General features: G+C 73.6%; 19 protein-coding genes. 10 read left to right on the top strand and 9 right to left on the bottom strand.

Annotated features, from left to right (window positions below):
* Positions 1 to 183: 183 nt before the first annotated feature.
* The 5 genes from ACEPPI_RS00545 to ACEPPI_RS00565 all read left to right on the top strand — a co-directional run bounded on the left by ACEPPI_RS00545 (position 184) and on the right by ACEPPI_RS00565 (position 4,460).
* Positions 184 to 792, top strand: a complete 609-nt coding sequence (locus ACEPPI_RS00545) for a DUF5819 family protein (protein WP_373913249.1) — start codon at positions 184 to 186, stop codon at positions 790 to 792.
* Positions 777 to 2,081 carry an HTTM domain-containing protein gene (locus ACEPPI_RS00550; RefSeq protein ID WP_373913250.1) on the top strand — a complete coding sequence of 435 codons (1,305 nt, stop codon included), beginning with the start codon at positions 777 to 779 and terminating at the stop codon, positions 2,079 to 2,081. The genes ACEPPI_RS00545 and ACEPPI_RS00550 overlap by 16 nt, the downstream gene beginning before the upstream one ends.
* A 10-nt stretch (positions 2,082 to 2,091) precedes the next feature.
* Positions 2,092 to 2,862 carry a TrmH family RNA methyltransferase gene (locus ACEPPI_RS00555; protein WP_373913251.1) on the top strand — a complete coding sequence of 257 codons (771 nt, stop codon included), beginning with the start codon at positions 2,092 to 2,094 and terminating at the stop codon, positions 2,860 to 2,862.
* 558 nt (positions 2,863 to 3,420) lie between these two features.
* Complete coding sequence (locus tag ACEPPI_RS00560) at positions 3,421 to 3,711, top strand: hypothetical protein (RefSeq protein ID WP_373913252.1); 291 nt, start codon at positions 3,421 to 3,423, stop codon at positions 3,709 to 3,711.
* Positions 3,708 to 4,460 (top strand): Crp/Fnr family transcriptional regulator, encoded by a 753-nt coding sequence (locus ACEPPI_RS00565; RefSeq protein ID WP_373913253.1) that lies wholly within the window; start codon positions 3,708 to 3,710, stop codon positions 4,458 to 4,460. The genes ACEPPI_RS00560 and ACEPPI_RS00565 overlap by 4 nt, the downstream gene beginning before the upstream one ends.
* A gap of 80 nt (positions 4,461 to 4,540) precedes the next feature.
* Here ACEPPI_RS00565 and paaN read toward each other — a convergent pair whose 3' ends face one another.
* Positions 4,541 to 6,223, bottom strand: coding sequence for a phenylacetic acid degradation protein PaaN (gene paaN / locus ACEPPI_RS00570; RefSeq protein WP_373913254.1), 1,683 nt, complete (start codon positions 6,221 to 6,223; stop codon positions 4,541 to 4,543).
* Between the two features lie 168 nt (positions 6,224 to 6,391).
* On the opposite strand from paaN, the gene ACEPPI_RS00575 reads away from it, so the two are divergent.
* Together ACEPPI_RS00575 and ACEPPI_RS00580 are read left to right on the top strand one after the other, a co-directional pair.
* A complete protein-coding gene (locus ACEPPI_RS00575) occupies positions 6,392 to 7,939 on the top strand; it encodes a 3-hydroxyacyl-CoA dehydrogenase (protein ID WP_373913255.1) in 1,548 nt (515 codons plus the stop codon).
* Positions 7,936 to 8,523 (top strand): TetR/AcrR family transcriptional regulator, encoded by a 588-nt coding sequence (locus ACEPPI_RS00580; RefSeq protein WP_356216719.1) that lies wholly within the window; start codon positions 7,936 to 7,938, stop codon positions 8,521 to 8,523. The genes ACEPPI_RS00575 and ACEPPI_RS00580 overlap by 4 nt, the downstream gene beginning before the upstream one ends.
* Before the next feature lie 104 nt (positions 8,524 to 8,627).
* Here ACEPPI_RS00580 and ACEPPI_RS00585 read toward each other — a convergent pair whose 3' ends face one another.
* Entirely contained in the window at positions 8,628 to 9,209 is a 582-nt protein-coding gene (locus ACEPPI_RS00585) for an Lrp/AsnC family transcriptional regulator (protein WP_373913256.1), read from the bottom strand.
* Between the two features lie 177 nt (positions 9,210 to 9,386).
* On the opposite strand from ACEPPI_RS00585, the gene pdhA reads away from it, so the two are divergent.
* Genes pdhA through ACEPPI_RS00600 form a run of 3 tightly spaced genes read left to right on the top strand, consistent with a single transcriptional unit; the run spans position 9,387 to position 12,822 of the window.
* A complete protein-coding gene (gene pdhA / locus ACEPPI_RS00590; protein ID WP_373913325.1) occupies positions 9,387 to 10,523 on the top strand; it encodes a pyruvate dehydrogenase (acetyl-transferring) E1 component subunit alpha in 1,137 nt (378 codons plus the stop codon).
* Entirely contained in the window at positions 10,520 to 11,527 is a 1,008-nt protein-coding gene (locus ACEPPI_RS00595; protein WP_356216725.1) for an alpha-ketoacid dehydrogenase subunit beta, read from the top strand. Before pdhA ends, ACEPPI_RS00595 begins: the two co-directional genes overlap by 4 nt.
* Positions 11,527 to 12,822 (top strand): dihydrolipoamide acetyltransferase family protein, encoded by a 1,296-nt coding sequence (locus ACEPPI_RS00600; protein ID WP_373913257.1) that lies wholly within the window; start codon positions 11,527 to 11,529, stop codon positions 12,820 to 12,822. The genes ACEPPI_RS00595 and ACEPPI_RS00600 overlap by 1 nt, the downstream gene beginning before the upstream one ends.
* A 127-nt stretch (positions 12,823 to 12,949) precedes the next feature.
* Here the strand turns inward: ACEPPI_RS00600 and ACEPPI_RS00605 are convergent, their stop codons facing one another.
* The 7 genes from ACEPPI_RS00605 to ACEPPI_RS00635 all read right to left on the bottom strand — a co-directional run bounded on the left by ACEPPI_RS00605 (position 12,950) and on the right by ACEPPI_RS00635 (position 21,915).
* Positions 12,950 to 13,927, bottom strand: coding sequence for an NAD(P)H-quinone oxidoreductase (locus tag ACEPPI_RS00605; protein WP_373913258.1), 978 nt, complete (start codon positions 13,925 to 13,927; stop codon positions 12,950 to 12,952).
* A 60-nt stretch (positions 13,928 to 13,987) separates the two neighbouring features.
* Entirely contained in the window at positions 13,988 to 15,088 is a 1,101-nt protein-coding gene (locus tag ACEPPI_RS00610; RefSeq protein WP_373913259.1) for a TrkA family potassium uptake protein, read from the bottom strand.
* Complete coding sequence (locus ACEPPI_RS00615) at positions 15,076 to 16,359, bottom strand: molybdopterin molybdotransferase MoeA (RefSeq protein WP_373913260.1); 1,284 nt, start codon at positions 16,357 to 16,359, stop codon at positions 15,076 to 15,078. The genes ACEPPI_RS00610 and ACEPPI_RS00615 overlap by 13 nt, the downstream gene beginning before the upstream one ends.
* Positions 16,356 to 17,231 carry an NTP transferase domain-containing protein gene (locus ACEPPI_RS00620; RefSeq protein ID WP_373913261.1) on the bottom strand — a complete coding sequence of 292 codons (876 nt, stop codon included), beginning with the start codon at positions 17,229 to 17,231 and terminating at the stop codon, positions 16,356 to 16,358. Before ACEPPI_RS00620 ends, ACEPPI_RS00615 begins: the two co-directional genes overlap by 4 nt.
* Positions 17,232 to 17,643: 412 nt before the next feature.
* Positions 17,644 to 18,183, bottom strand: coding sequence for a bacterial proteasome activator family protein (locus tag ACEPPI_RS00625; protein WP_266840241.1), 540 nt, complete (start codon positions 18,181 to 18,183; stop codon positions 17,644 to 17,646).
* An 82-nt stretch (positions 18,184 to 18,265) separates the two neighbouring features.
* Positions 18,266 to 21,022: an FtsX-like permease family protein gene (locus ACEPPI_RS00630; RefSeq protein ID WP_373913326.1), complete on the bottom strand. Its 2,757-nt coding sequence runs from the start codon at positions 21,020 to 21,022 to the stop codon at positions 18,266 to 18,268.
* Positions 21,023 to 21,123: 101 nt separating this feature from the next.
* A complete protein-coding gene (locus ACEPPI_RS00635) occupies positions 21,124 to 21,915 on the bottom strand; it encodes an ABC transporter ATP-binding protein (protein WP_373913262.1) in 792 nt (263 codons plus the stop codon).
* Between the last annotated feature and the right edge of the window lie 7 nt (positions 21,916 to 21,922).

Genomic DNA, 21,922 nt, shown 5'->3' on the forward strand with positions numbered 1-21,922 from the left:
TGTGCCGTCCGCCCGACCGACCGATCGTTCGGTTCATCCGCTTCAATGGTGAGACGGCGGCCCGTAGGGTGTCAACCTCTGTGGGCAACCCTGTGGACGCCGGATGATCGGGGCGGGATGGATTCGAACGAGCACGAGCCCGTGGAAGGAGCCCCTCCGGAGCCGCGGAAGGTGCCGCCCCGGGTGCCCGGGATCGCCGGGCTGTCCGCCCCGTACCGAGTCCTCGCGGCCCTCGCCCTCGCGGCCGTGGCCGTCGCCGCCTGCACGCACCTGGCGCTCGTCTTCCTGCACGTCGCCCCGTCCAACACGGTCAGCAAGCGGAACGCGGCGCTGATCGACGGCTGGATCTACCCCGAGTTCGAACAGAACTGGAAGCTCTTCGCGCCCAACCCCCTCCAGCAGAACATCGCCGTCGAGGTCCGCGCCCAGGTCCGCACCCGGGGCGGCGAGCTCGTCACCAGCGGCTGGCGCGACCTGTCCGCCGAGGACGGCGCCGCCATCCGGCACAATCCGCTGCCGAGCCACACCGAGCAGAACGAGCTCCGCCGGGCCTGGGACTTCTTCACCGGCTCCCACGACGACGACGACAAGCCGACCGGCGAGCGCGGCGCGCTGTCCGAGGAGTACCTGCGGCGCATCGCGCTGGAGCGGCTCGTCCCCGTCTACCGCGACGGCCGGATCCTGCGCGTCCAGCTGCGCTCGGCGACGCGGTCCGTACCCGCGCCGAGCTGGAGCGACGAGAAGACCGACACCCAGACGTACTACCGGGAGCTGCCGTGGTGGACCGTGTGAGGCGGGCGCTCGCGAAGGTCACCGGGCAGGCGCTGGGGCCCTACCAGAGCGCCGTGGTCCGCATCGGTTTCGCCGGGACCTGGCTGCTCTTCCTCCTGTGCGAGTTCCCGAACCGGCACCAGCTCTACGGGCCCGACGGGCCGTGGAGCTGGCGGTTGGCGGAGCGGCTGGTGGCCTCCAACGACGCCTTCACCGTGCTGATGTGGTCGCGCTCCACCTTCTGGTTCGAGCTCGTCTACGCCGTCGCCGTGCTCGCGAGCGCGCTGCTGCTGCTGGGCTGGCGGACCCGGGCGACGTCCGTCGTCTTCATGGTCGGCGTGCTGTCGCTGCAGAACCGCAGCGTGTTCATGGGCGACGGCGGGGACAACGTCATCCACCTCATGGCCGTCTACCTGGTCCTGACGCGCTGCGCGCAGGTGTGGTCGCTCGACGCGCGCCGGGCCCGCCTGCGGGGCTCGGCCTCGGCCGGAGCGGCGGGGCCGGTGCTCTGGGGGGTGCTGGGCGCGGTCCTCGCGTACGGGGCGGTGACCGGACGCCTGGGCGGCGGCTGGCTCGCGGTCTTCGCGGCGCTGTGGGCGGGGCCGGCGCTGTGGTGGGTGGCCGACCGGCACGAGCGGTCGGGAGGAGGCCCGGGAGGGGCGGCCGGCGAGGCGGTCGGCGAGGCGCCCGGCGAGGGTGCCGCCGAGCGGGCCGTGCGGCGGGCCGGCGAGGGGCGGGCCTTCCTCGACGTGCTGGCGAACCTGCTGCACAACGCCGGAATGCTGGTCATCATGGCCGAGGTGTGCCTGATCTACGCGACGGCCGGCTGGTACAAGATCCAGGGATCGCGGTGGCAGGACGGGACCGCGCTGTACTACCCCCTCCGGCTGGACTACTTCGCGCCGTGGCCGGAGCTGTCGGACGTGCTCGCGGGGAGCGGGGTGATGGTGATGCTGCTGTCGTACGGGACGGTGGCGGTGCAGGTGGCGTTCCCGTTCACGCTGTTCAACCGCCGGGTCAAGAACGTGCTGCTGGCGCTGATGATGCTGGAGCACGCGGGGATCGCGGTGCTGCTGGGGCTGCCGTTCTTCTCGCTGGCGATGATCGCCGCCGACGCGGTGTTCCTGCCGACGGGGTTCCTGGTGTGGGTGGGCGCGAGGGGCGTGCGGGGCTGGTCCCGCGCCCGCGCCCGGCCCGTTCCCCGGGCCGTGCCCGGACCACGTCCCCCGACCCCCGCGCCCCGGACGCCGGCGGGGCCGGAACCGGTGGAGCGTGACGGCGCGGTCGGGGCGGGCGGCGCGGGCTCGTAAGGTCGGCGGTATGAGTGAGCAGCGGGAATTCGGTGAGGCCGGCCGGGAGTGGCGGGAAGCGGTCGGGCGGGACGGGGTGGTCCTGCTCGACGGGTTCCACACCCTCAAGCACGCCCTGCGCTTCGGGGCCGAGGTGCTGGTGGCCGTCGCCGACGACCCCGCCGCGGTACGGGCGCTCGCCGACGGCCTGGCTCCCGACGTGGCCCCCGAGGTGGCCCGGCTCGTGCGGCCCGCCGCGCTGGCGGAGCTGCTCCCCCGCGTGCACCCCACCGGGGTCGCCGCCCTCGCCGTGCGCCCCGACCGGGACGCCGGACGGGCCGCGCTCGCCAGGACCCCCCGCCCGGCTCCGATCGTGCTGCTCGACAACCCGCGCAACCTCGGCAACGTCGGGGCGGTCGTCCGGCTCGCCGCCGGTTTCGGCGCCACCGGTGTGGTGACCCGCGGCGACCTCGACCCGTGGCACCCCAACGTGGTCCGGGCCGGGGCGGGACTGCACTACGCCACCACCGTGGACCGGATGGAGCTGGAGGAACTGCCCTCCGGGCCGCTGTACGCGCTCGACCCGGAGGGCGAGGACATCCGCTCCCTCACGCTCCCGGACGACGCCCTGCTCGCCTTCGGGTCGGAACGCCACGGCATCTCGCCGGAGTTGCGCGCCCGCGCCGACCACCTGGTGTCCCTGCCGATGCGCCCGCAGGTCTCCAGCTACAACCTGGCCACCAGCGTGGCCATGACCCTCTTCCACTGGGGCGGGCCCCACCAGGGTGTTACGGGCCGGTAGCGCGTGGCCGGAAAGCGCGCCCGTGCGTGACGTCGGGCGGGTCCGGGGGGCCACCCCGGAAGCTCCGCCCGACCGCTGCGCTGCACCTACCAGGCTCAACTCAGCTCGACGTATCTAACGACAGGGCCCCGGCGAAGATTCCCTCACCTTAGGGAGAGGGCGCGGTAACGGCCAGGAAATTCCCCAGACCTGGGGTATGTACCGGCGTTCGAGTACGCATTTCGACACCCCGATGGCCGGAATCGGGTGCACGGCGCCGTGGAATTCAGGAAGTCGTCCCGGCACTCGGTGACAGGCCGGCGGGCGGCCCTCCGGGCGACCGGGAGGGTCCGAAGACCGGACAACATGTGTGCCCACCTGGGGGGCAAGTCGCCCTGGAATCAAACAGGATGATCGATTCCGTGATCATAGGGAGACGTTACGTGATGACCGGTGGCGTCCGTTATTCTCCCTTCGGAGTACAAGGGCCGCGCTCTCGCCAAGCGCTTCGTGCCCGCGCCTGCCAAAAAGCTGCACCTACCAATCAAACTGAATCAGCAAAGTAAAAGGGATGCTCATATGCTTCTCCTCAGCGCTGTTGTGATCACCGGCCTGGTGGCTGCCGTCCTCGGGGTCGCCGTCTGGCGCCTCACCTCCACCCCGCGCTGGATTCCCGCCGTCATCGGCTCGGTCGGCGGCGTGCTGCTCTCGCTGCCCCCCGTCTTCGCCTCGCTCCAGCCCGCCGCCCCGCGCCCGGCCGCTCCGGAGGCCTACGCGACCGTCGCGCCCGCCGCCCCCCGGGTGCCCGTCGCTCCCCCGGTGGCGCCGGAGCGGCCGGGTGGTGCCGGTACGAGTACGACCGTCCTGTGACCCCCGCCCGCCGCTTCAAGCGGCACGAACTGGGCTTCGGCGATTACCCGTTCTTCCGATCGCTGAGCACCGAGCTGTGTCAGGAGATCTTCCAGGCGTCCCGCGTCCGCCAGTACGGGCGCGGGGCGCGCATCCGGGGCATGACGGTCCGGGGCGGGGACTCGGTCCACATCGTCCTCAACGACACCGGCATCGTGTCGGAGGAGCTCGTGCACCACGAGGCGTCGACGCTGCGCTTCCGGCACCAGGGCCACGTCCTCGGCGACCTCGACGTCTTCGCCTCGTCCAGGGCGCCCCTCGCCATGGCGCTGACGACCACGGTCACGATGGCCGTGCCGATGAACGTGATGCGGTCGATGGTGGGCAAGCACCCCACCCTCATGCGGGCGGTGAGCGTGGCGATCACGGAGCGCCTGCGCACCGGCGACCGGGTCTACGGGATGTTCGCGCGGCCCGCCGAACAGCGCCTGTGCGGGCTCTTCCTGGAGCTGCTGGACAAGTCCGGCTTCATGACGGAGGACGGCTACCGGGTCGAGGGGCCCTCCCAGCAGGATCTGGCCCAGGCGCTCATGCTCTCCCGCGCCACCGTCGAGAACGCGCTGCGCTCCCTGCGCGCCAAGCAGGTGGTGAGGACCTCGTACCGCTCCTACACCTTCCCCGACCTGAAGCTCCTGGAGAAGGTCGAGGCGTCCGGCGCGGCCACCGCCGCCGCCGCCTCCGCCGCCGCGGGCTCCGCGGAGTGCGCCTGAGGCGGCCCCGGCCGGCCCCGGGGTCGTGACCCGGGCCCCGGAACGGGGCCGCGGGCGGTGACCGCGGGGCCGTCGGCCGGCTACGCCTGGCGGCGGACCTCCACCACGCGGAAGCGGTTCGAGACGAAGGCGCCGTCACAGAGGGCCGCGTTCGCCGCGGGGTTGCCGCCCGAGCCGTGGAAGTCGGAGAAGGCCGCGGTCTGGTTGACGTAGACCCCGCCCGTGAGGTTGAGGGACAGCTGCGCCGACTCCTCCAGGCAGACCTCCTCGATGGCCCGCTCGGTGTCCGGGGAGGTGGTGTACGCGCCCACCGTCATCGCGCCCTTCTCCCGCACCGTGCGGCGCAGCAGGTCGAGGGCGTCAGCCGTGGAGTCGACGGCCACGGCGAAGGAGACGGGGCCGAAGCACTCCGAGAGGTACGCGGCCTCCGGGTCGGGCTTGGAGGCGTCCAGCTTGACCATCACCGGGGTGCGGACGACCGCGTCCGGGAACTCGGGGTTGACCACCTCGCGGGAGGCGAGGGCGACCTCGCCCAGCCCGGCGGCCGCCTCCAGTCGGGACTTGACGTCCGGGTTGACCAGGGCGCCCAGCAGCGCGTTGGCGCGGGCGTCGTCGCCCAGCAGGCCGCCGACGGAGGCCGCGAGGTCGGCGACGACCTCGTCGTACGTCTTGTGCCCGGCGTCCGTCCCGATGCCGTCGCGCGGGATCAGCAGGTTCTGCGGTGTGGTGCACATCTGGCCGCTGTAGAGGGAGAGCGAGAAGGCCAGGTTCGACAGCATCCCCTTGTAGTCGGAGGTCGAGTCGACGATGACGGTGTTGACGCCCGCCTTCTCCGTGTAGACCTGCGCCTGGCGGGCGTTGGTCTCCAGCCAGTCGCCGAACTCGGTGGACCCGGTGTAGTCGATCAGCTTGATCTCCGGGCGGACCGCGAGGGTCTTGGCGATGCCTTCGCCCGGCCGCTCGACCGCGAGGGCCACCAGGTTCGGGTCGAAGCCGGCCTCGGCGAGGACCTCGCGGGCCACCTTCACCGTCAGCGCCAGCGGGAGCACGGCGCGCGGGTGCGGCTTGACCAGGACGGCGTTGCCGGTGGCCAGGGAGGCGAACAGGCCCGGGTAGCCGTTCCAGGTGGGGAAGGTGTTGCAGCCGATCATCAGGGCGACTCCGCGCGGGACCGCCGTGAAGGTCTTGCCGAGCTCCAGGGGGTCGCGCTTGCCCTGCGGCTTCGACCAGTCGGCCTGCCCCGGGACGCGGGTCTGCTCCTCGTAGGCGTAGGCGACGGCCTCCAGGCCGCGGTCCTGCGCGTGGGGGCCGCCCGCCTGGAAGGCCATCATGAAGGCCTGGCCGCTGGTGTGCATGACCGCGTGCGCGAACTCGTGGGTGCGGGCGGAGATGCGGGCGAGGATCTCGACGCAGACCAGGGCACGGGTCTCGGGACCGGCGTCACGCCAGGCGGCGATGCCGGCCTTCATCGCGGGCAGCAGCACGTCGGGGTCGACGTGCGGGTACTCCACGCCCAGTTCCGGGCCGTACGGGGACACCTCGCCGCCCGTCCAGCCGTCGGTGCCGGGCTGGCCGAGGTCGAAGCGGGTGCCGCGGACGGCCTCGAAGGCGGCGAGGCCGTCGGCCGGGGCGGTCTCCCCGTAGGCCTTGGGGTGCTCGGGGTGCGGGGACCAGTAGGCACGGCTTCGGATGGCGGCGAGCGCCTGATCCAGGGTGTTCCGGTGCTTCTCGGTCAGCTGGGTGAGGGTGAGCTCGGCGGCCATCAGGGACCAACTCCTCGTTGAGCCGGGCAGGATCAGGCTGGTTCGCAGGCTGAGATCGATGCGGGGGCGGGTGAAGAAGAGCAGACTGGAGCTAGAGTAACCGAACGATCGGTCGGGACAAGAGGGCCCGGCGGACCTGTGGACAACCCGGTGCGGGAGGATCAGGACATGACAGCAATCGAGCGGTCCGGCACTGTGGCGGTCATCGGCGCCGGAACCATGGGACAGGGCATCGCCCAGGTGGCCCTTCTCGCAGGTCACCGCGTGCTGATCCACGACATCGACCACGACCTCGCCGCCGCCGGGTCCGCCCTCGTGCGCGAGCGCGTCGAGCGGATGGCCGCCAAGGGCCGCCTGGATCGCGCCGAGGCCGACGACGCGATCGGCCGGATCGGTGCGGCCGACGGCCTCGCCGCCCTCGCGGACGCCGCGCTCGTCATCGAGGCGGTCGTCGAGGACGTCTCCGTCAAGCGGGCGCTCTTCGCCTCGGTCGAAGCGGTGGTCGCGCCGGACGCCCTGCTGGCGACCAACACCTCCTCGCTCTCCGTCACCGAGCTCGCCGCCGGCCTCGCCCACCCCGGCCGCTTCCTCGGCCTGCACTTCTTCAACCCGGCCCCGCTGCTCCCGCTCGTCGAGGTGGTGAGCGGTTTCGCGACCGCGCCGGCCGCTGCCGACCGCGCGTACGAAACGGTCCTGAGCTGGGGGAAGACGCCGGTCCGCTGCGCCGACACCCCCGGCTTCATCGTCAACCGGATCGCCCGCCCCTTCTACGCCGAGGCCTTCGCGGTGTACGAGGAGCAGGGCGCCGACCCGGCCACCATCGACGCCGTCCTGCGCGAGAGCGGCGGCTTCAAGATGGGCCCCTTCCAGCTGACCGACCTGATCGGCCAGGACGTCAACGAGGCCGTCACCCGGTCCGTCTGGGAGTCGTTCTTCCGGAGCCCCAAGTTCACCCCCTCGCTCGCGCAGCGCCGGCTGGTCCAGTCGGGCCGCATCGGCCGCAAGTCCGGGCACGGCTGGTTCCCGTACGAGGAGGGCGCCGAGGTGCCCGCGCCGCACACCGCCGGCCCCGAGGAGGCGCCGGACAAGGTCACGGTCGTCGGCGACCTCGGTCCGGCGGCGGAGCTCGCGGAGCTCATGGAGGAGGCCGGCATCACGGTGACGGCCACCGGCCACGGGGGTCCGTACATCCAGCTGCCCGGGGAGGGCCAGCTGGTGCTCGCGGACGGCAAGACCGCGGTCGAGTTCGCCGACGTCGTCTACTTCGACCTCGCGCTCGACTACCGCGGCGCCACCCGGATCGCGCTCTCCGCCAGCGAGGACACCACCGAGCGGACCCTCGCCGAGGCGGTCGGCCTCTTCCAGCGGCTCGGCAAGCAGGTCTCCGTCATCGGCGACGTCCCGGGCATGATCGTCGCCCGGACGGTCGCGATGCTGATCGACCTCACCGCCGACGCCCTGGCGCGCGGCGTGGCCACCGCCGAGGACATCGACACCGCGATGCGGCTCGGCGTCAACTACCCGCTGGGCCCGGCCGAATGGCACGACCGGCTCGGCCGCGACTGGGCGTACGACCTGCTGCACCACCTGGACGAGCGCTGTCCGGGCGGCCGCTACGCGCCCTCGCTGGCCCTTTTCAAGCTCGGATACGCGGAAGGCGCTGACGGCGGGGACGACGAGGCGGACGAGGCGGACGAGGCGGAGGAGACCGGATGACCACCGCGAGGCGGGACACGTACACCCCGGAGACGCTGCTGACCGTCGCGGTCCAGGTCTTCAACGAGCGCGGCTACGACGGCACCTCCATGGAGCATCTCTCCAAGGCCGCGGGCATCTCCAAGTCCTCCATCTACCACCACGTCGCGGGCAAGGAGGAGCTGCTGCGCCGGGCCGTCAGCCGGGCGCTGGACGGGCTCTTCGCGGTCCTGGAGGAGCCCGGGGCGGTACGGGGCTCCGCGGTCGCGCGCGTCGAGTACGTCACGCGCCGGACGGTCGAGGTGCTGGTCGCCGAGCTGCCGTACGTCACCCTCCTGCTGCGGGTGCGCGGCAACACCCGGACCGAGCGCTGGGCCCTGGAGCGGCGCCGCGACTTCGACCACCAGGTGGCCGAACTCCTCAAGGCCGCCGCGGCCGACGGCGACCTGCGCGCGGACGTCGACATCCGGCTGGCCACCCGCCTGCTCTTCGGCATGGTGAACTCCCTGGTCGAGTGGTACCGCCCGCACCCGGGCACCACCCCGGACCAGCTGGCCGACGCCGTGGTCAGCATGGCCCTGGACGGCCTGCGCACGGCGCGGTAGTCCGCATGCGCGCGGCTCTCCCGGGCTGCGAGCGCACGGCGCATGAGCCCGCACCCCGCCCGGGGACCCCGTATGGCCGCCCGTCGCAGAGGTGACGACCGCGCTCAGTCCTCGCTGAGCGGCGGGGACGGGGACGGGGCGGTGGGCTGGTTCGGGCCCTGGTCCAGGAGGTCCGTTTCCTCGAAGACCAGCAGGGTGCGGGTGGAGAGGACCTCCGGGATGGCCTGGAGGCGGGTGAGGACCAGTTCGCGCAGGGTCCGGTTGTCCGGGGTGTGGACCAGCAGGAGGACGTCGAAATCCCCGCTGACCAGGGCGATGTGGGCCGCGCCCGGGAGCTCGCGCAGCTGCTCGCGCACCGTCCGCCAGGAGTTCTGGACGATCTTCAGGGTGATATATGCGGAAGCGCCCTGACCTGCGCGTTCGTGGTTCACACGGGCTGTGAACCCACGGATCACCCCGTCGTCGATCAGCCGGTTGATCCGGGCGTAGGCGTTGGCCCGGGAGACGTGCACCTGCTCGGCAACCGACCGTATCGACGCACGGCCGTCCGCCTGGAGCAGCCGCATGATCGACCGGTCGATCGGATCGAGGGGACGCGGCGGGGCAGCCGGTACCGGTGTGACCCCCGGAGCGCTCCCCGGCGGGACCGGTGCGGAGCCCGCTCCGGCCATTTGTTCATCCGGCATTGGCCACTGCCTCCCTCTCCTGGACGTCCTGCACCCATCCCAGGGGTCCGCCGCCAGTTTGTCCACAGCCTGGAGCCGCCTGTAGCCAAATTGCGTCGGCGACCGAACAATCGGTAGGTGAGGCGCCTCACACCCGAGGCGTCCATGCCCGCTTCCCACGAGGAGGTGTACGCCGCCATGACGGTCCAAGAGCTGCCCGGTGCCGGTGCGTCCCACCGTGCCACCCCGCCGCCCGCCTGGAGGCCCCGTACGGAGGCCGCCCCGCTGCTTCCGGACCCCGAGCCCTACCGGGTGCTGGGCACCGAGGCGGCCGCCGGCCTCGACCCCGAGCTGATGCGCCGGTACTACGCCGAGCTGGTGCGCGGCCGCCGATACAACGCGCAGGCCACCGCACTGACCCGGCAGGGCCGTCTCGCCGTGTACCCCTCCACCGTCGGGCAGGAGGCCGCCGAGATCGCCGCCGCGCTGGTCCTGGAGGAGCAGGACTGGCTCTTCCCGAGCTACCGGGACACCCTCGCGGCCGTGGCCCGCGGGCTGGACCCCGTACAGGCGCTGACGCTGCTGCGCGGCGACTGGCACACCGGGTACGACCCGCGCGAGCACCGGATCGCCCCCCTGTGCACCCCGCTCGCCACCCAGCTGCCGCACGCGGTGGGCCTGGCGCACGCCGCCCGCCTGCGCGGGGACGAGGTCGTCGCGCTGGCCATGATCGGCGACGGCGGCACCAGCGAGGGCGACTTCCACGAGGCGCTGAACTTCGCGGCCGTCTGGCAGGCCCCGGTGGTCTTCCTGGTCCAGAACAACGGCTTCGCGATATCCGTCCCCCTCGCCAAGCAGACGGCCGCCCCGACCCTGGCCCACAAGGCCGTGGGCTACGGGATGCCCGGCCGGCTGGTCGACGGGAACGACGTCGCCGCCCTCCACGAGGTCCTCACCGAGGCCGTCCAGCGGGCGCGCGCCGGCGGCGGACCGACCCTGATCGAGGCCGTCACGTACCGGATGGAGGCCCACACGAACGCCGACGACGCGACCCGCTACCGCTCGGACGCCGAGGTGGAGGCCTGGAAGGCGCACGATCCGGTGCAGCTGCTGGAGAACGAGCTGACCGCCCGCGGGATCCTCGACGAGCAGGGCATCCAGGAGGCCCGCGACGCCGCCGAGGCGATGGCGGCGACCCTCCGCGAGGGAATGAACGCCGACCCGGTCCTCGACCCGATGGACCTCTTCGCACACGTCTACGCGGAGCAGACCGGCCGGCTGCGCGAGCAGGCGGACCAGCTGCGCGCCGAACTGGAAGCCGAGGGCGACGCATGAGCACGGTGACCCGGCCCGGGGTCAAGCCCGCGACGATGGCCCAGGCGCTGACCCGGGCCATGCGCGACGCGATGGCCGAGGACCCGACCGTCCACGTCATGGGCGAGGACGTCGGCGCGCTCGGCGGGGTCTTCCGGATCACCGACGGGCTCGTGAAGGAGTTCGGCGAGGACCGCGTGACGGACACCCCGCTCGCCGAGGCCGGAATCCTCGGCGCGGCGGTGGGCATGGCCATGTACGGGTTGCGGCCGGTCGTGGAGATGCAGTTCGACGCGTTCGCGTACCCGGCCTTCGAGCAGCTCATCTCGCACGTCGCGAAGATGCGCAACCGCACCCGGGGCGCGATGCCGCTGCCGATCACCATCCGCGTGCCGTACGGCGGCGGCATCGGCGGCGTGGAGCACCACTGCGACTCCTCCGAGGCGTACTACACGGCCACCCCCGGCCTGCACGTGGTGACCCCGGCGACCGTCGAGGACGCGTACGGGCTGCTGCGCGCGTCCATCGCGAGCGACGACCCGGTGGTCTTCCTGGAGCCCAAGCGGCTCTACTGGTCGAAGGCGCAGTGGTCGCCGGAGGCCCCGGAGGCGGTCCCGGGCATCGGGAAGGCCCTGGTCCGGCGGACGGGCACGAGCGCGACCCTGATCACCTACGGTCCTTCGGTGCCGGTCTGCCTGGAGGCGGCCGAGGCGGCCCGCGAGGAGGGCTGGGACCTGGAGGTCGTCGACCTGCGCTCGCTGGTGCCCTTCGACGAGGAGACCGTCGTGGCCTCCGTGCGCCGGACGGGGCGGGCGGTCGTGGTCCACGAGGCGGCCGGTTTCGGCGGGCCCGGGGCGGAGATCGCCGCGCGGGTGACCGAGCGGTGCTTCCACCACCTGGAGGCGCCGGTGCTGCGGGTGACGGGCTTCGACATCCCGTATCCGCCGCCGATGCTGGAGAAGCACCACCTGCCGGGAGTGGACCGCATCCTGGACGCCGTGGCCCGGCTGCAGTGGGAGAACTGATGCCGCAGGTACTGGAGTTCAAGCTGCCCGACCTCGGTGAGGGGCTGACCGAGGCGGAGATCGTGCGCTGGCTGGTCGCCGTGGGCGATGTCGTCGAGATCGACCAGCCGGTGGTCGAGGTGGAGACCGCCAAGGCGATGGTCGAGGTGCCGTGCCCCTACGGGGGCGTGGTCACCGCGCGCTTCGGCGAGGAGGGTACGGAGCTTCCGGTGGGGGCTCCGCTGATCACCGTCGCGGTGGGGTCGGTGACGGAGCCGGCCCGGGCCGCGGAGGCCGAAGCCGAGGGCTCCGGCAACGTGCCCCGGCCCCTGATCGGTTACGGCACGGACCATTCGCGCCCAGCGCGTCGGCGACGGGTGCGACCCGTCACCGCCGCCGTGTCGGCTCCCGTCGTCGCGGTTCCGGCGGCTGCCCCGGCTCCGGCCGGGCCGGTGCCCGTCATCTCGCCGCTGGTGCGCAAGCTGGCCCGGGACAACGGCATCGACCTGCGGGCACTGCGCGGGAGCGGGCCCGAGGGCCTGATCCTGCGCGCCGACGTGGAGGCGGCGCTGCGTCCGGCGGCCCCCGCGGCGGTTCCGGTTCCCGTGGCGGCGGCCGTCGCCGCCCAGGGCGAGCGGATCCCCCTCAAGGGGCTGCGCGGCGTCGTGGCGGAGAAGCTGTCGCGCAGCCGGCGCGAGATCCCCGAGGCGACCTGCTGGGTCGACGCGGACGCCACCGAGCTGATGGCGGCGCGGGCCGCGATGAACGCGGTGGACGGACCGAAGATCTCGGTGCTCGCCCTGCTGGCCCGGATCTGCACGGCCGCGCTGGCCAAGTACCCCGAGCTGAACTCCACGGTGGACCTCGCGGCGAACGAGATCGTCCGGCTCCCGGCCGTGCACCTCGGCTTCGCCGCCCAGACCGAACGCGGGCTGATGGTCCCGGTCGTCCGGGACGCCCAGACGCGCAGCCCCGAGTCCCTGTCGGCGGAGTTCGCGCGGCTCACGGAGCTGGCGCGGGCGGGCAAGCTGGCACCGGCGGACCTCACCGGCGGCACGTTCACCCTGAACAACTACGGGGTGTTCGGGGTCGACGGCTCCACGCCGATCATCAACCACCCCGAGGCGGCGATGCTCGGAGTGGGCCGGATCATCCCGAAGCCGTGGGTGTACCGGGGTGAGCTGGCCGTGCGTCAGGTCGTCCAGCTGTCCCTGACGTTCGACCACCGGGTGTGCGACGGCGGCGCGGCGGGCGGGTTCCTGCGGTACGTGGCCGACTGCGTCGAGAACCCGGCGGTGCTCCTGAGGGGGCTGTAGGCGCCGGCAGGGCGGGTGGGGGGTGCCGCTGCGCGGGCCGTCCCCGACCCGCCCTTCGCCCGTTCCCCGGGGCTTCGCCCCGGCTCCCGGGGCGCCCCGGGAGGCGCCCCGGGCGACCGGGCCGGAGTCAGGTCGTCAGGAGGAGTTTGCCCACGTGGGTGCTGGACTCCAGGACGCGGTGGGCCTCGGCGGCCTCCCGCATCGGGTAGGTCGCGTGGACCACCGGACGGACGCGGCCCGAGGCGATCAGGGGCCACACGTGTTCCCGTACGGCGGCCACGATGGCAGCCTTCTCCTCCAGCGGCCGGGTCCGCAGTGAGGTCGCCGTGATCGCAGCCCGCTTCGCCAGCAGCGCGCCCAGGTTCACCTCGGCCTTCACCCCGCCCTGGAGCCCGATGATCGCGAGGCGGCCGTTCACGGCCAGCGCGTCCAGGTTCCGCGCCAGGTACTTCGCGCCCATGATGTCCAGGATCACGTCCGCCCCGGCCCCACCCGTCGCGGCCCGCACCTCCTCCACGAAGTCCTGCTCGCGGTAGTCGACCAGGACGTCCGCGCCCAGCTCCGCGCAGCGGTCCAGCTTCTCCTTGCCGCCCGCCGTGACCGCCACCCGCGCCCCGACGGCCTTGCCCAGCTGGATCGCCATCGTGCCGATCCCGCTGGACCCGCCGTGCACCAGCAGGGTCTCGCCGGGACGCAGCCCGGCGACCATGAACACGTTGGACCACACGGTGCAGACGACCTCGGGCAGCGCGGCGGCCGCCACCAGGTCGACGCCGGAGGGCACCGGCAGCAGCTGACCCACCGGGACGGCCACGCGCTCCGCGTACCCGCCGCCGGACAGCAGCGCGCACACCTCGTCGCCCACCGACCAGCCGGACACCCCCGGCCCCAGGGCGACGATCCGCCCGGAACATTCCAGGCCCGGGTGGCGCGGGGCGCCGGGCGGAGGATCGTAGAACCCCTGCCGCTGAAGGACGTCGGCGCGGTTCACGGCGCTCGCCGCGACCTCGACGAGCACCTCCCCCTCGCCCGCCACCGGATCGGGTACCTCGGCCCAGACGAGGGCCTCGGGACCGCCGGGCTGCTCGATGGTGATCGCATGCATGGCCCGGAATCTACGCGACCCGGCGCGCCCCGCCCAGTACGCTCCGCGCCGACGCCCCGGTCAGTCCGCCGGGCCGAGCGTGACGTGATGGGCCGTCGCGGGCGCGGCCCGCACGATGGTGATCAGCCGGTCCGTCAGCTGGAGCGGGCTCGCGTGCGGGTCGTCGTAGGCGAGGAGCCGGTGCCCGCGCAGCACGCTGACCACCAGGTCCTCCGTCTCCCGTACTCCGCGCCCGACTTCGGCCTTCCGGACGGGCCGTTCGATCAGGTCCAGGCCGCTGCCCTGGTGGATCAGGTCCTCCATCACGGTGCCCGCGCTCGGACTCAGCACGGACAGGCCCAGGAGCCGTCCGGCGGCGCTGGCGCTGGTGATGACCGCGTCCGCGCCGGACTGCTTCAGCAGCGGGGCGTTCTCCTCTTCGCGGACCGCCGCCACGATCTTCGCCCCGCGGTTGAGCTGGCGGGCCGTCAGCGTCACCAGTACCGCCGTGTCGTCGCGCTGCGTGGCGATGACGATCTGACGGGCCTTCTGGACCTCGGCCCGCAGCAGGACGTCGGAGCGGGTGGCGTCGCCGACGACCCCCGTGAACCCCTCCGCGTTGGCGGTGTCGATCACCTTGGCGCTGGGGTCGACGATGACGATCTGCTCCTTCTGGAGGCCGGTCGCCAGCAGCGTCTGCAGGGCCGAGCGGCCCTTGGTGCCGAAGCCGACGACGACCGTGTGCTCGCGCAAGTTCTTCCTCCAGCGGCTCAGCCGCCACTCTTCGCGGGTGCGTTCCGTCAGCACCTCCAGGGTGGTGCCGACCAGGATGATCAGGAACAGCACGCGCAGCGGGGTGATCACCAGGATGTTGATCAGCCGCGCGCTGTCGCTGTACGGGACGATGTCGCCGTAGCCCGTCGTCGACAGGGTCACGGTCGCGTAGTAGAAGCAGTCGAGGAGGTCGACCTCCTCGTTGGCGTTGTCGTGGTAGCCGCCGCGGTCGAGCCAGACGATCAGGACCGTCAGGAACAGCACGGCCAGCGCCATCAGCAGCCGTTTCGCGACCTGCCGCAGCGGTTTCTCGACCACGCGCTTGGGGAGCTTGATGCGGCGCGCGGCGAGCTTCTCGTCGGCGCCCCGGGCCATGGCGTCGTCGCCGTGCAGTTTCACGTGAAACATCCCCCCGAGGCCCAGGGCAGGTCGAGGACCTCCACGTCCTGCCCGGACCGCACGCCGTGTGGCGGTACGACGGCCAGCGCGTCGGCGGCGGCCACTCCGCGGAGCATCGCCGGGCCGTTGTAGCGCAGCGGTACGGCGTGCTCGTCGGTCAGCAGGACCGGCACCAGCCGGGTGTCGTACGGGTGGCCGTGTACGTCGCCCTCGATGGACACCGTGTACCGGGGCCGCTGGCGGCGGCCGGCGAGGGCCCGCAGCAGCGGCTCGGCGAGGGTCAGCAGCCCGGAGACCGCGGCCAGGGGATTGCCGGGCAGCCCGACGACGTGGCGGCCGTCCGCCCGGTCGCCCAGGCGGGCCAGCAGCATCGGATGCCCCGGCCGCACGGCCACCCCGTCGACGAGCAGCTCGGCCCCGGCGCGCTCCAGGACGGGGTGCACGTGGTCGACGGGGCCCGAGGCGGTGCCGCCGGTGGTGACGACCAGGTCCGCGGTGGACCCGGTGACCGCGGCGAGCAGGGCCTCGGCCCCGTCCGGGTCGTCGCCGAGCCGGCGCGTGCCGATGACCTCGGCGCCGAGCCGGGTCAGCCACGGCCCGAGCATGGGGCTGAGGGCGTCCCGGATCAGGCCGTCGTGGGGAAGGCCCTCGGTGAGGAGCTCGTCGCCCAGCACCAGGACCTCGACCCGGGGGCGGGGCCGGGTGAGGAGTTCGTCGTACCCGGCGGCCGCGGCGAGGCCGAGGACGGCCGGGGTGACGAGGGAGCCCGCGGGCAGCAGCAGGTCGCCGTAGCGGCATTCCTGGCCGCGCGGGCGGATGTCCTGTCCGGTGCTGACGGGCCGGTCGGAGTACAGCTGGGTGCCGGACTCGCGGGCGTGCTCGCTGCGGATGACGGCGCTGGTGTCGGTGGGGATCCGGGCGCCGGTGGCGATCCGAACGGCCTCGCCGTCGGCGAGGGGGGCGGGCGGCTCGGCCCCGGCCAGGACCCCCTCGCCGGGGCGGATGGTCCAGGGGCCGGGCCCGGCGACGGCCCAGCCGTCCATGGCGGAGGTGTCGAAGGACGGCAGGTCGCCGAGGGCGTCGAGGGGTGCGGAAAGCACCTCGCCGTGCGCGTTCGCGAGGGCGACCCGGTGCGTGCGGGCCCGGACGCCAGTACCGGCCCGGGCGGCGGTCTCCCGGGCGCGCTGCCAGGGCGCGGCGCGGTGGCCGCCGCCGTCGGGGGTGCGGCTGACCAGTGCGAGGGCCTCGTCCAGGGCGTTGTCGGCGTCGGTACGGGTCATCCGGAGCCGGTCTCCTCGGGGTGTGGGGGCTGGGCCTCGGCGGCCCAGCGCAGGGCCAGTTCGGCGGCCTTGCGGGAGGCTTCGGCCACGGCCTGGGCGGGGTCGGCGCCCGCGGCCTCCGCGCGCGCGGCCGCGTAGCCGACCAGGAAGGTCGTCAGCGGGGCGGCGGGGCGGGCGACGCCGTGGGCGGCGTCACGTGCGACGTCGAGCAGGGTGGTGATGTCGACGTCGACGTCGATGCCGAGTTCGTTCTTGGCGGCGATGATCCATTGCTCCAGCACGCTTCCATGCTCCCTGATCCGGGCACGGGCCGCCGCCAGGTCTTCCCAGGTGTCGCAGTCGAAGGAGGCGAGGGGCTCGGCCGCGGTGACGGTGGCCAGCCGCAGCTCGGCGGTGAGCACGCGCAGCGGGAGTCCGCCGAGCCGGCCGTGCTCGGCGGCGAGCAGGGCCGCCTCGCGGCGCAGCGGTTCGGCGCGGTACGCGGCGACCAGGGGCTGGTCGCGGCCCTCGGGGTCCCTCAGCAGGGCCCCGTCGCCGGGGTCGGCGGACGCGGCGGCGAGCAGGGCCCGGACGGTGTCCCGGTCGAGGAAGGGCAGGTCGGCGGAGAGTACGAGGACCAGCTCGGCGGTGGTCGCCCGCAGCCCGGCGTCCAGCGCGGCCACGGGGCCGCCGCCGGGCGGGTCCTCCAGGGCCCAGCGGACGGGGCGTGCGGTGGGCCTGCGGGTGCCGACGACGACGGTGGCGGTGGCGTCCGCGCAGGCGGCCAGGACGCGGTCGAGGAGGGAACGGCCGCCGACGGGGAGGGCGGGTTTGTCGGCCCCGCCGAGCCGCCGGGCGGCGCCGCCGGCCAGGACGATGGCGTCGTAGGTCATGCCCCGAGTATGGGGGTGACGTCGGGGCCGTGCGGGGGCCCGTTTACCCGGGCCTTAACCGGGGTGGGCCGGTGGGGCGTCCGGGGGTTCCGCTGCGCGGCCACTCCCCACCCCACCCTTCGCCCGTTCCCCGGGACTCCGCCCCGGACCCCCTCGGGGCTGCGCCCCGGACCCCCTCGGGGCTGTGCCCCGGACCCCCTCGGGGCTGCGCCCCGGGCCCCGTCGGGGCTGCGCCCCGGACCCCCTCGGGGCTGTGCCCCGGACCCCCTCGGGGCTGCGCCCCGGGCCGGCTTGGGGCTGTGCCCCGGACCCCCTCGGGGCTGTGCCCCAGCACCCGCTCAGGGTGGCGTCCCCGGGGCGGGAACGGCGACGGGGCCGGAACGGGGAGTCGTTCCGGCCCCGTTGGGGGTGGTTACAGGTACGGGCCCGAGCGGATCGCTCCGTGGGGGCCGTCCTCGTCCTCGTCGTGCGAGGCACCCGCCGGCAGTGCGCGCCGCATCTGCTCCAGCTGGGCCCGCGCCGCCATCTGCTGCGCGAACAGGGCCGTCTGGATCCCGTGGAAGAGACCCTCCAGCCAGCCCACCAACTGCGCCTGCGCGATCCGCAGTTCCGCCTCGGACGGGATCGCCTCCTCCGTGAAGGGGAGGGACAGGCGCTCCAGTTCCTCGACCAGCTCCGGGGCGAGGCCGTCCTCGAGTTCCTTCACCGAGGCGGCGTGGATGTCCTTGAGCCGGACCCGGCTCGCCTCGTCGAGGGGTGCGGCGCGCACCTCTTCCAGGAGTTGTTTGATCATGCTGCCGATCCGCATGACCTTGGCAGGCTGTTCGACCATCTCCGTCACCGGGACCTCGCGCGACTCGTCATCGGCGCCGCCGACCGCCGTCCCGTCCTGTCCCACGATCAGGACGTGCGGGGGACTGTCCTGCGACCGTTCACTCCTCGGCATCTCCATGCCGTCATTCTCTCGCACACCGTCTTACTCACACGGTGTGCCCCCGTACGGGCGTGATCCACCCTGTACGGGGGCCGCAACCTCAGCCCGCCGCCCGGCGGGCCAGTGCGCCGTTCGAACGCGTGACGAGGGCCGCCAGGAGGGCCGCGCCGAGCGGGACCAGGACCAGCAGTCCGGCGATGGTGTCCCACGGCACCGAGATCGGTACGTAGATCTCGGCATCGCGCGCCGTGGCGTAGCCCAGCGCCAGGCCGTGCTCGACCAGGCGCCGCTGCTCGTTCTCCTGGGTGAGTCGCAGCCCGACCGCCGGCAGGATGCCCGCCGCGGAGCCGAGCACCACGCCCATCAGGGCGACCACCCCGCACTGGAAGCCGCTGAGCGTCCGCCGCACCCGCGGGGCCGCGCCGACCGCGGCCAGCGTCTTCAAGTCGGCCTCGGAGTCCGCCTGGGCCAGGCCGGTCGCGATGCCGGCCGCGCCGATGGTGACCAGGCCCGCGAAGACGCTGAGTGCGAGGACGCCCACCGTGCTCTGCCCCTGGTAACCCGACTCGATCCTGACCTGGGCGTCGGCGCCCAACCGGTCGATGTCCCCGTCGAGCCGCTGCCGCTGCTCGCCGGTGGCCTTCCCGTCGAGGGTGAAGTACGAGCCGACGGGGGCGGTGGCGATGCCGGCCGCCTTGGCGGCGGCGGGCGGGACCACCAGGTGCACGCCCCAGGCGTTCGTTCCGGCCGGGGCCGTGTGGACCGTCAGCCGCTTGTCCTCGCCGGGCGGATCGGCGCGCTTTTCGAGGGCCGCCTCGGCCGCCGCCGGGTCGGTGACGATCCGCAGGGTGACCTTGCCGTCCTTGACGATGCGCGGGTCGAAGGCCACGGCCCGGCCGTCCTTCAGCGCCGTCACGGAGCCGGGGTCGGTGACCGCCAGCACGGACATCAGCTTCTCGTCGGCGACGATGGTCTGGGGGAGGTGGTTGAACTCCGGTATCGCGCAGCGCGGGTCCTGCCGCAGCCGCTTGGCCTCGTCCGGGGGGAAGGAGGCGGGCCCGTGTTCGGCCTCGTTGAGCGGACAGCGCTGTTCCTTCGGGGTGATGACCTCGACCCGGCCGCAGCCCGGTTCCGAGGAGCCCTGGGAGCAGCCCGGGTTGCCGGCGACGAGCCGCTGCGCGTCGGCCCGTACGGCCAGCGGCAGGTCCTTCGCGAGGGTGTCGCGCAGGGCCGGTACGTCCTTGTGGCCGCGGTTGTCGCTGGCTATCAGGTAGCCGGACCCGGAGGGGAGTTCGGCGGTGTACTCGTGGCGGGCCTGGACGTCCTTGCTGTGCTGGTACGTGGAGACGGCCACGGTTCCGGCGACGGCGGCCAGGACGGCGGCCACGGCGGGTGCCGTACGCCCCCGGTTGCGGACGGCGTCGCGCAGGGCGAGCCGGGGCGACAGCGGCAGCATCCGGCCCAGCCGCCCGAAGAGCCCGACCAGCACCGGGGTGAGGGCGACGACGCCCAGTTCGGCGAGGGCGCTGCCGCCCGAGACGAAGGTGGGGCTGACCCGGTACTCGGCCCCGTAGAGGGCGATCGTGACGCCGCCGGCGATGGCGAGCAGACCGATGACGGGCAGTACCCGGCCGGCCCGGCGGACGCCGCGGCGGCCGGTGAGGGAGGCCAGGACGGTCTGCCGGGAGGCGGTGACGGCGGGGGCGATCGCGGAGAGCAGGCCGGTCAGCACGGCGAGCAGGGCGATGCCGAGGAGCTCCGCCGGGCGGACGCCGAAGCCGCCGAACCGGCTGCCGATCTGCTCTTCGAGCACCGGCCGCAGCCCGAGGGTCAGAGCCGTTCCGATCGCGGTGCCGAGGAGGGCCGCGGCGGCGCCGATCACCAGGCCGCCGGAGAGGACGACGGCGCGGATGTGCCGTCGGTCGCCGCCGTTGGCGCCGACCAGGCCGAGCTGGCGGCGCGAGCGCCGGGCGCCGACCGCGAAGGCGGGTCCGGCGAGCAGGCAGATCTCCAGCATGGTCAGGGCCACGACGGTGGCCAGGACGGCCCGCTCGGTGACCTTGCCCCCGTCGCCGTCCTGGGTGTAGCGGTCCTTGGGCTCCTGCTTGAACAGGGGCACTTGGGAGTCGGCGGGCGGGCGCAGGGTCACGGCGCGGGAGTTGACCAGGGCGCCCTTGGCGTTGGCCGCCGTGACCGTGTTCCACGTGAAACCTTCGCCGCCGACGGAGACGAGGTAGGAGGTGTAGGTGTGGAGCCCGGTCCCGGAGTCGGCCCGCAGGGCCCGGTCCAGCGGGGCGAACAAGGACCCGGGGAGGGCCAGGAGTTCGGCGCGCCGCAGCTCGGACGGGAGCTCGTAGGCGCCCACGATGCGGTAGGCGGAGGGGGAGCCGCGCGGGGTGGCCGCGGAGCCGACGTGCAGCCCGGACTCCTCCAGGAAGGCGTTGGTGGCGATGACCTCGCCGGGCCCTTGCGGCAGCCGGCCGCGGTCGAGCGTGATCAGGCCGTGGGTCAGCGGGTCGTGCACGTCCAGTTCGCGCAGCTCGGTCTGGAGCAGCCCGTGGACGGTGTGCACCTTGATGCTGCCCTTGCCGTCCTCGGCGACCTGGGCGCCGGCCGGGATCGCCGCCTTCAGCGAGGACTGCTTCTTCTCCGGGTCGGGCCGGTACTTGTCGTAGCCGCCGACGGGGGCGTAGTGCTCGCCGTCGGGGTGCTGGAGGATCGGGCCGTCGAGGCCTGTCTCGGAGAACCGGGCGTCGGCGGCGCCGATCTGACGGGTCAGCCGCTGCTCGGTGGTGAGCTCGGAGCTGCGCAGGGTGAGGTCGGCGGCGCTCACCCCGACGATCGGCAGGGCGATCATCGAGAGGACCAGGACGCTGCGGCCCTTGGCACGCCAGGCGTCGCGGCGGGCGATGCGCAGGGCAGCGACCCAGGGGTGGTACCAGGATCCGAACAGGGAACTCACAGGCCGGCCGCCCGCCCGGAGAGCAACGAGTCTGCCCGGCTGCGCAGGGTTTCGTCGACGACGCTGCCGTCGCGCAGGAAGACGACCCGGTCGGCCCAGGCGGCGAACCGGGGTTCGTGCGTGACGAGGATGCCGGCGGCGCCCGCGTCGCAGCGGGAGCGCAGCAGGGCCAGGACGGATTCGCCGGTCTCGGAGTCGAGGGCGCCGGTGGGTTCGTCGGCGAGGACCAGGCGGCGGTCGCCGACCAGGGCGCGGGCGAGGGCGACGCGCTGCTGCTGGCCGCCGGACATCTCGTCGGGGAAACGTTCGGCGAGGGGGCGCAGGCCGATCTCGTCCAGGGCGGCGAGGGCGGCGGCGCGGGCCTTGCGGGCGGAGGTGCCGTCGAGTTCGAGGGGCAGGGCCACGTTCTCGGCGGCGGTGAGGGCCGGGATGAGGTTGTAGTCCTGGAAGACGTAGCCGATGCTGCGGCGGCGCAGGGCGGCGAGCTGCCGGCGCCCCGCGGTGGTGATGTCCACGCCTTCGACGATGACGTGGCCGCTGGTGGGGGTGTCGAGCCCGCCCGCGAGGGTGAGCAGGGTCGACTTCCCGGAGCCGGAAGGCCCCATGACGGCGACGAGTTCTCCGGCGTGGACGCTCAGGTCGATGCCGCGCAGGGCGTGTACCTCGGTGGCGCCGCTGCCGTGGGTGCGGACGAGCCGGTCGAGCTGGAGTACGGGCCGGTCCGCGGACCGGGGCGCGGCGTGGCCTCCGGTCCGGGGTATGGCATGGGAACGGTGCTGGTCAGGCATAGGGATC

It is taken from the genome of Streptomyces sp. AB3(2024), from assembly GCF_041862025.1.
Taxonomy (GTDB): domain Bacteria; phylum Actinomycetota; class Actinomycetes; order Streptomycetales; family Streptomycetaceae; genus Streptomyces.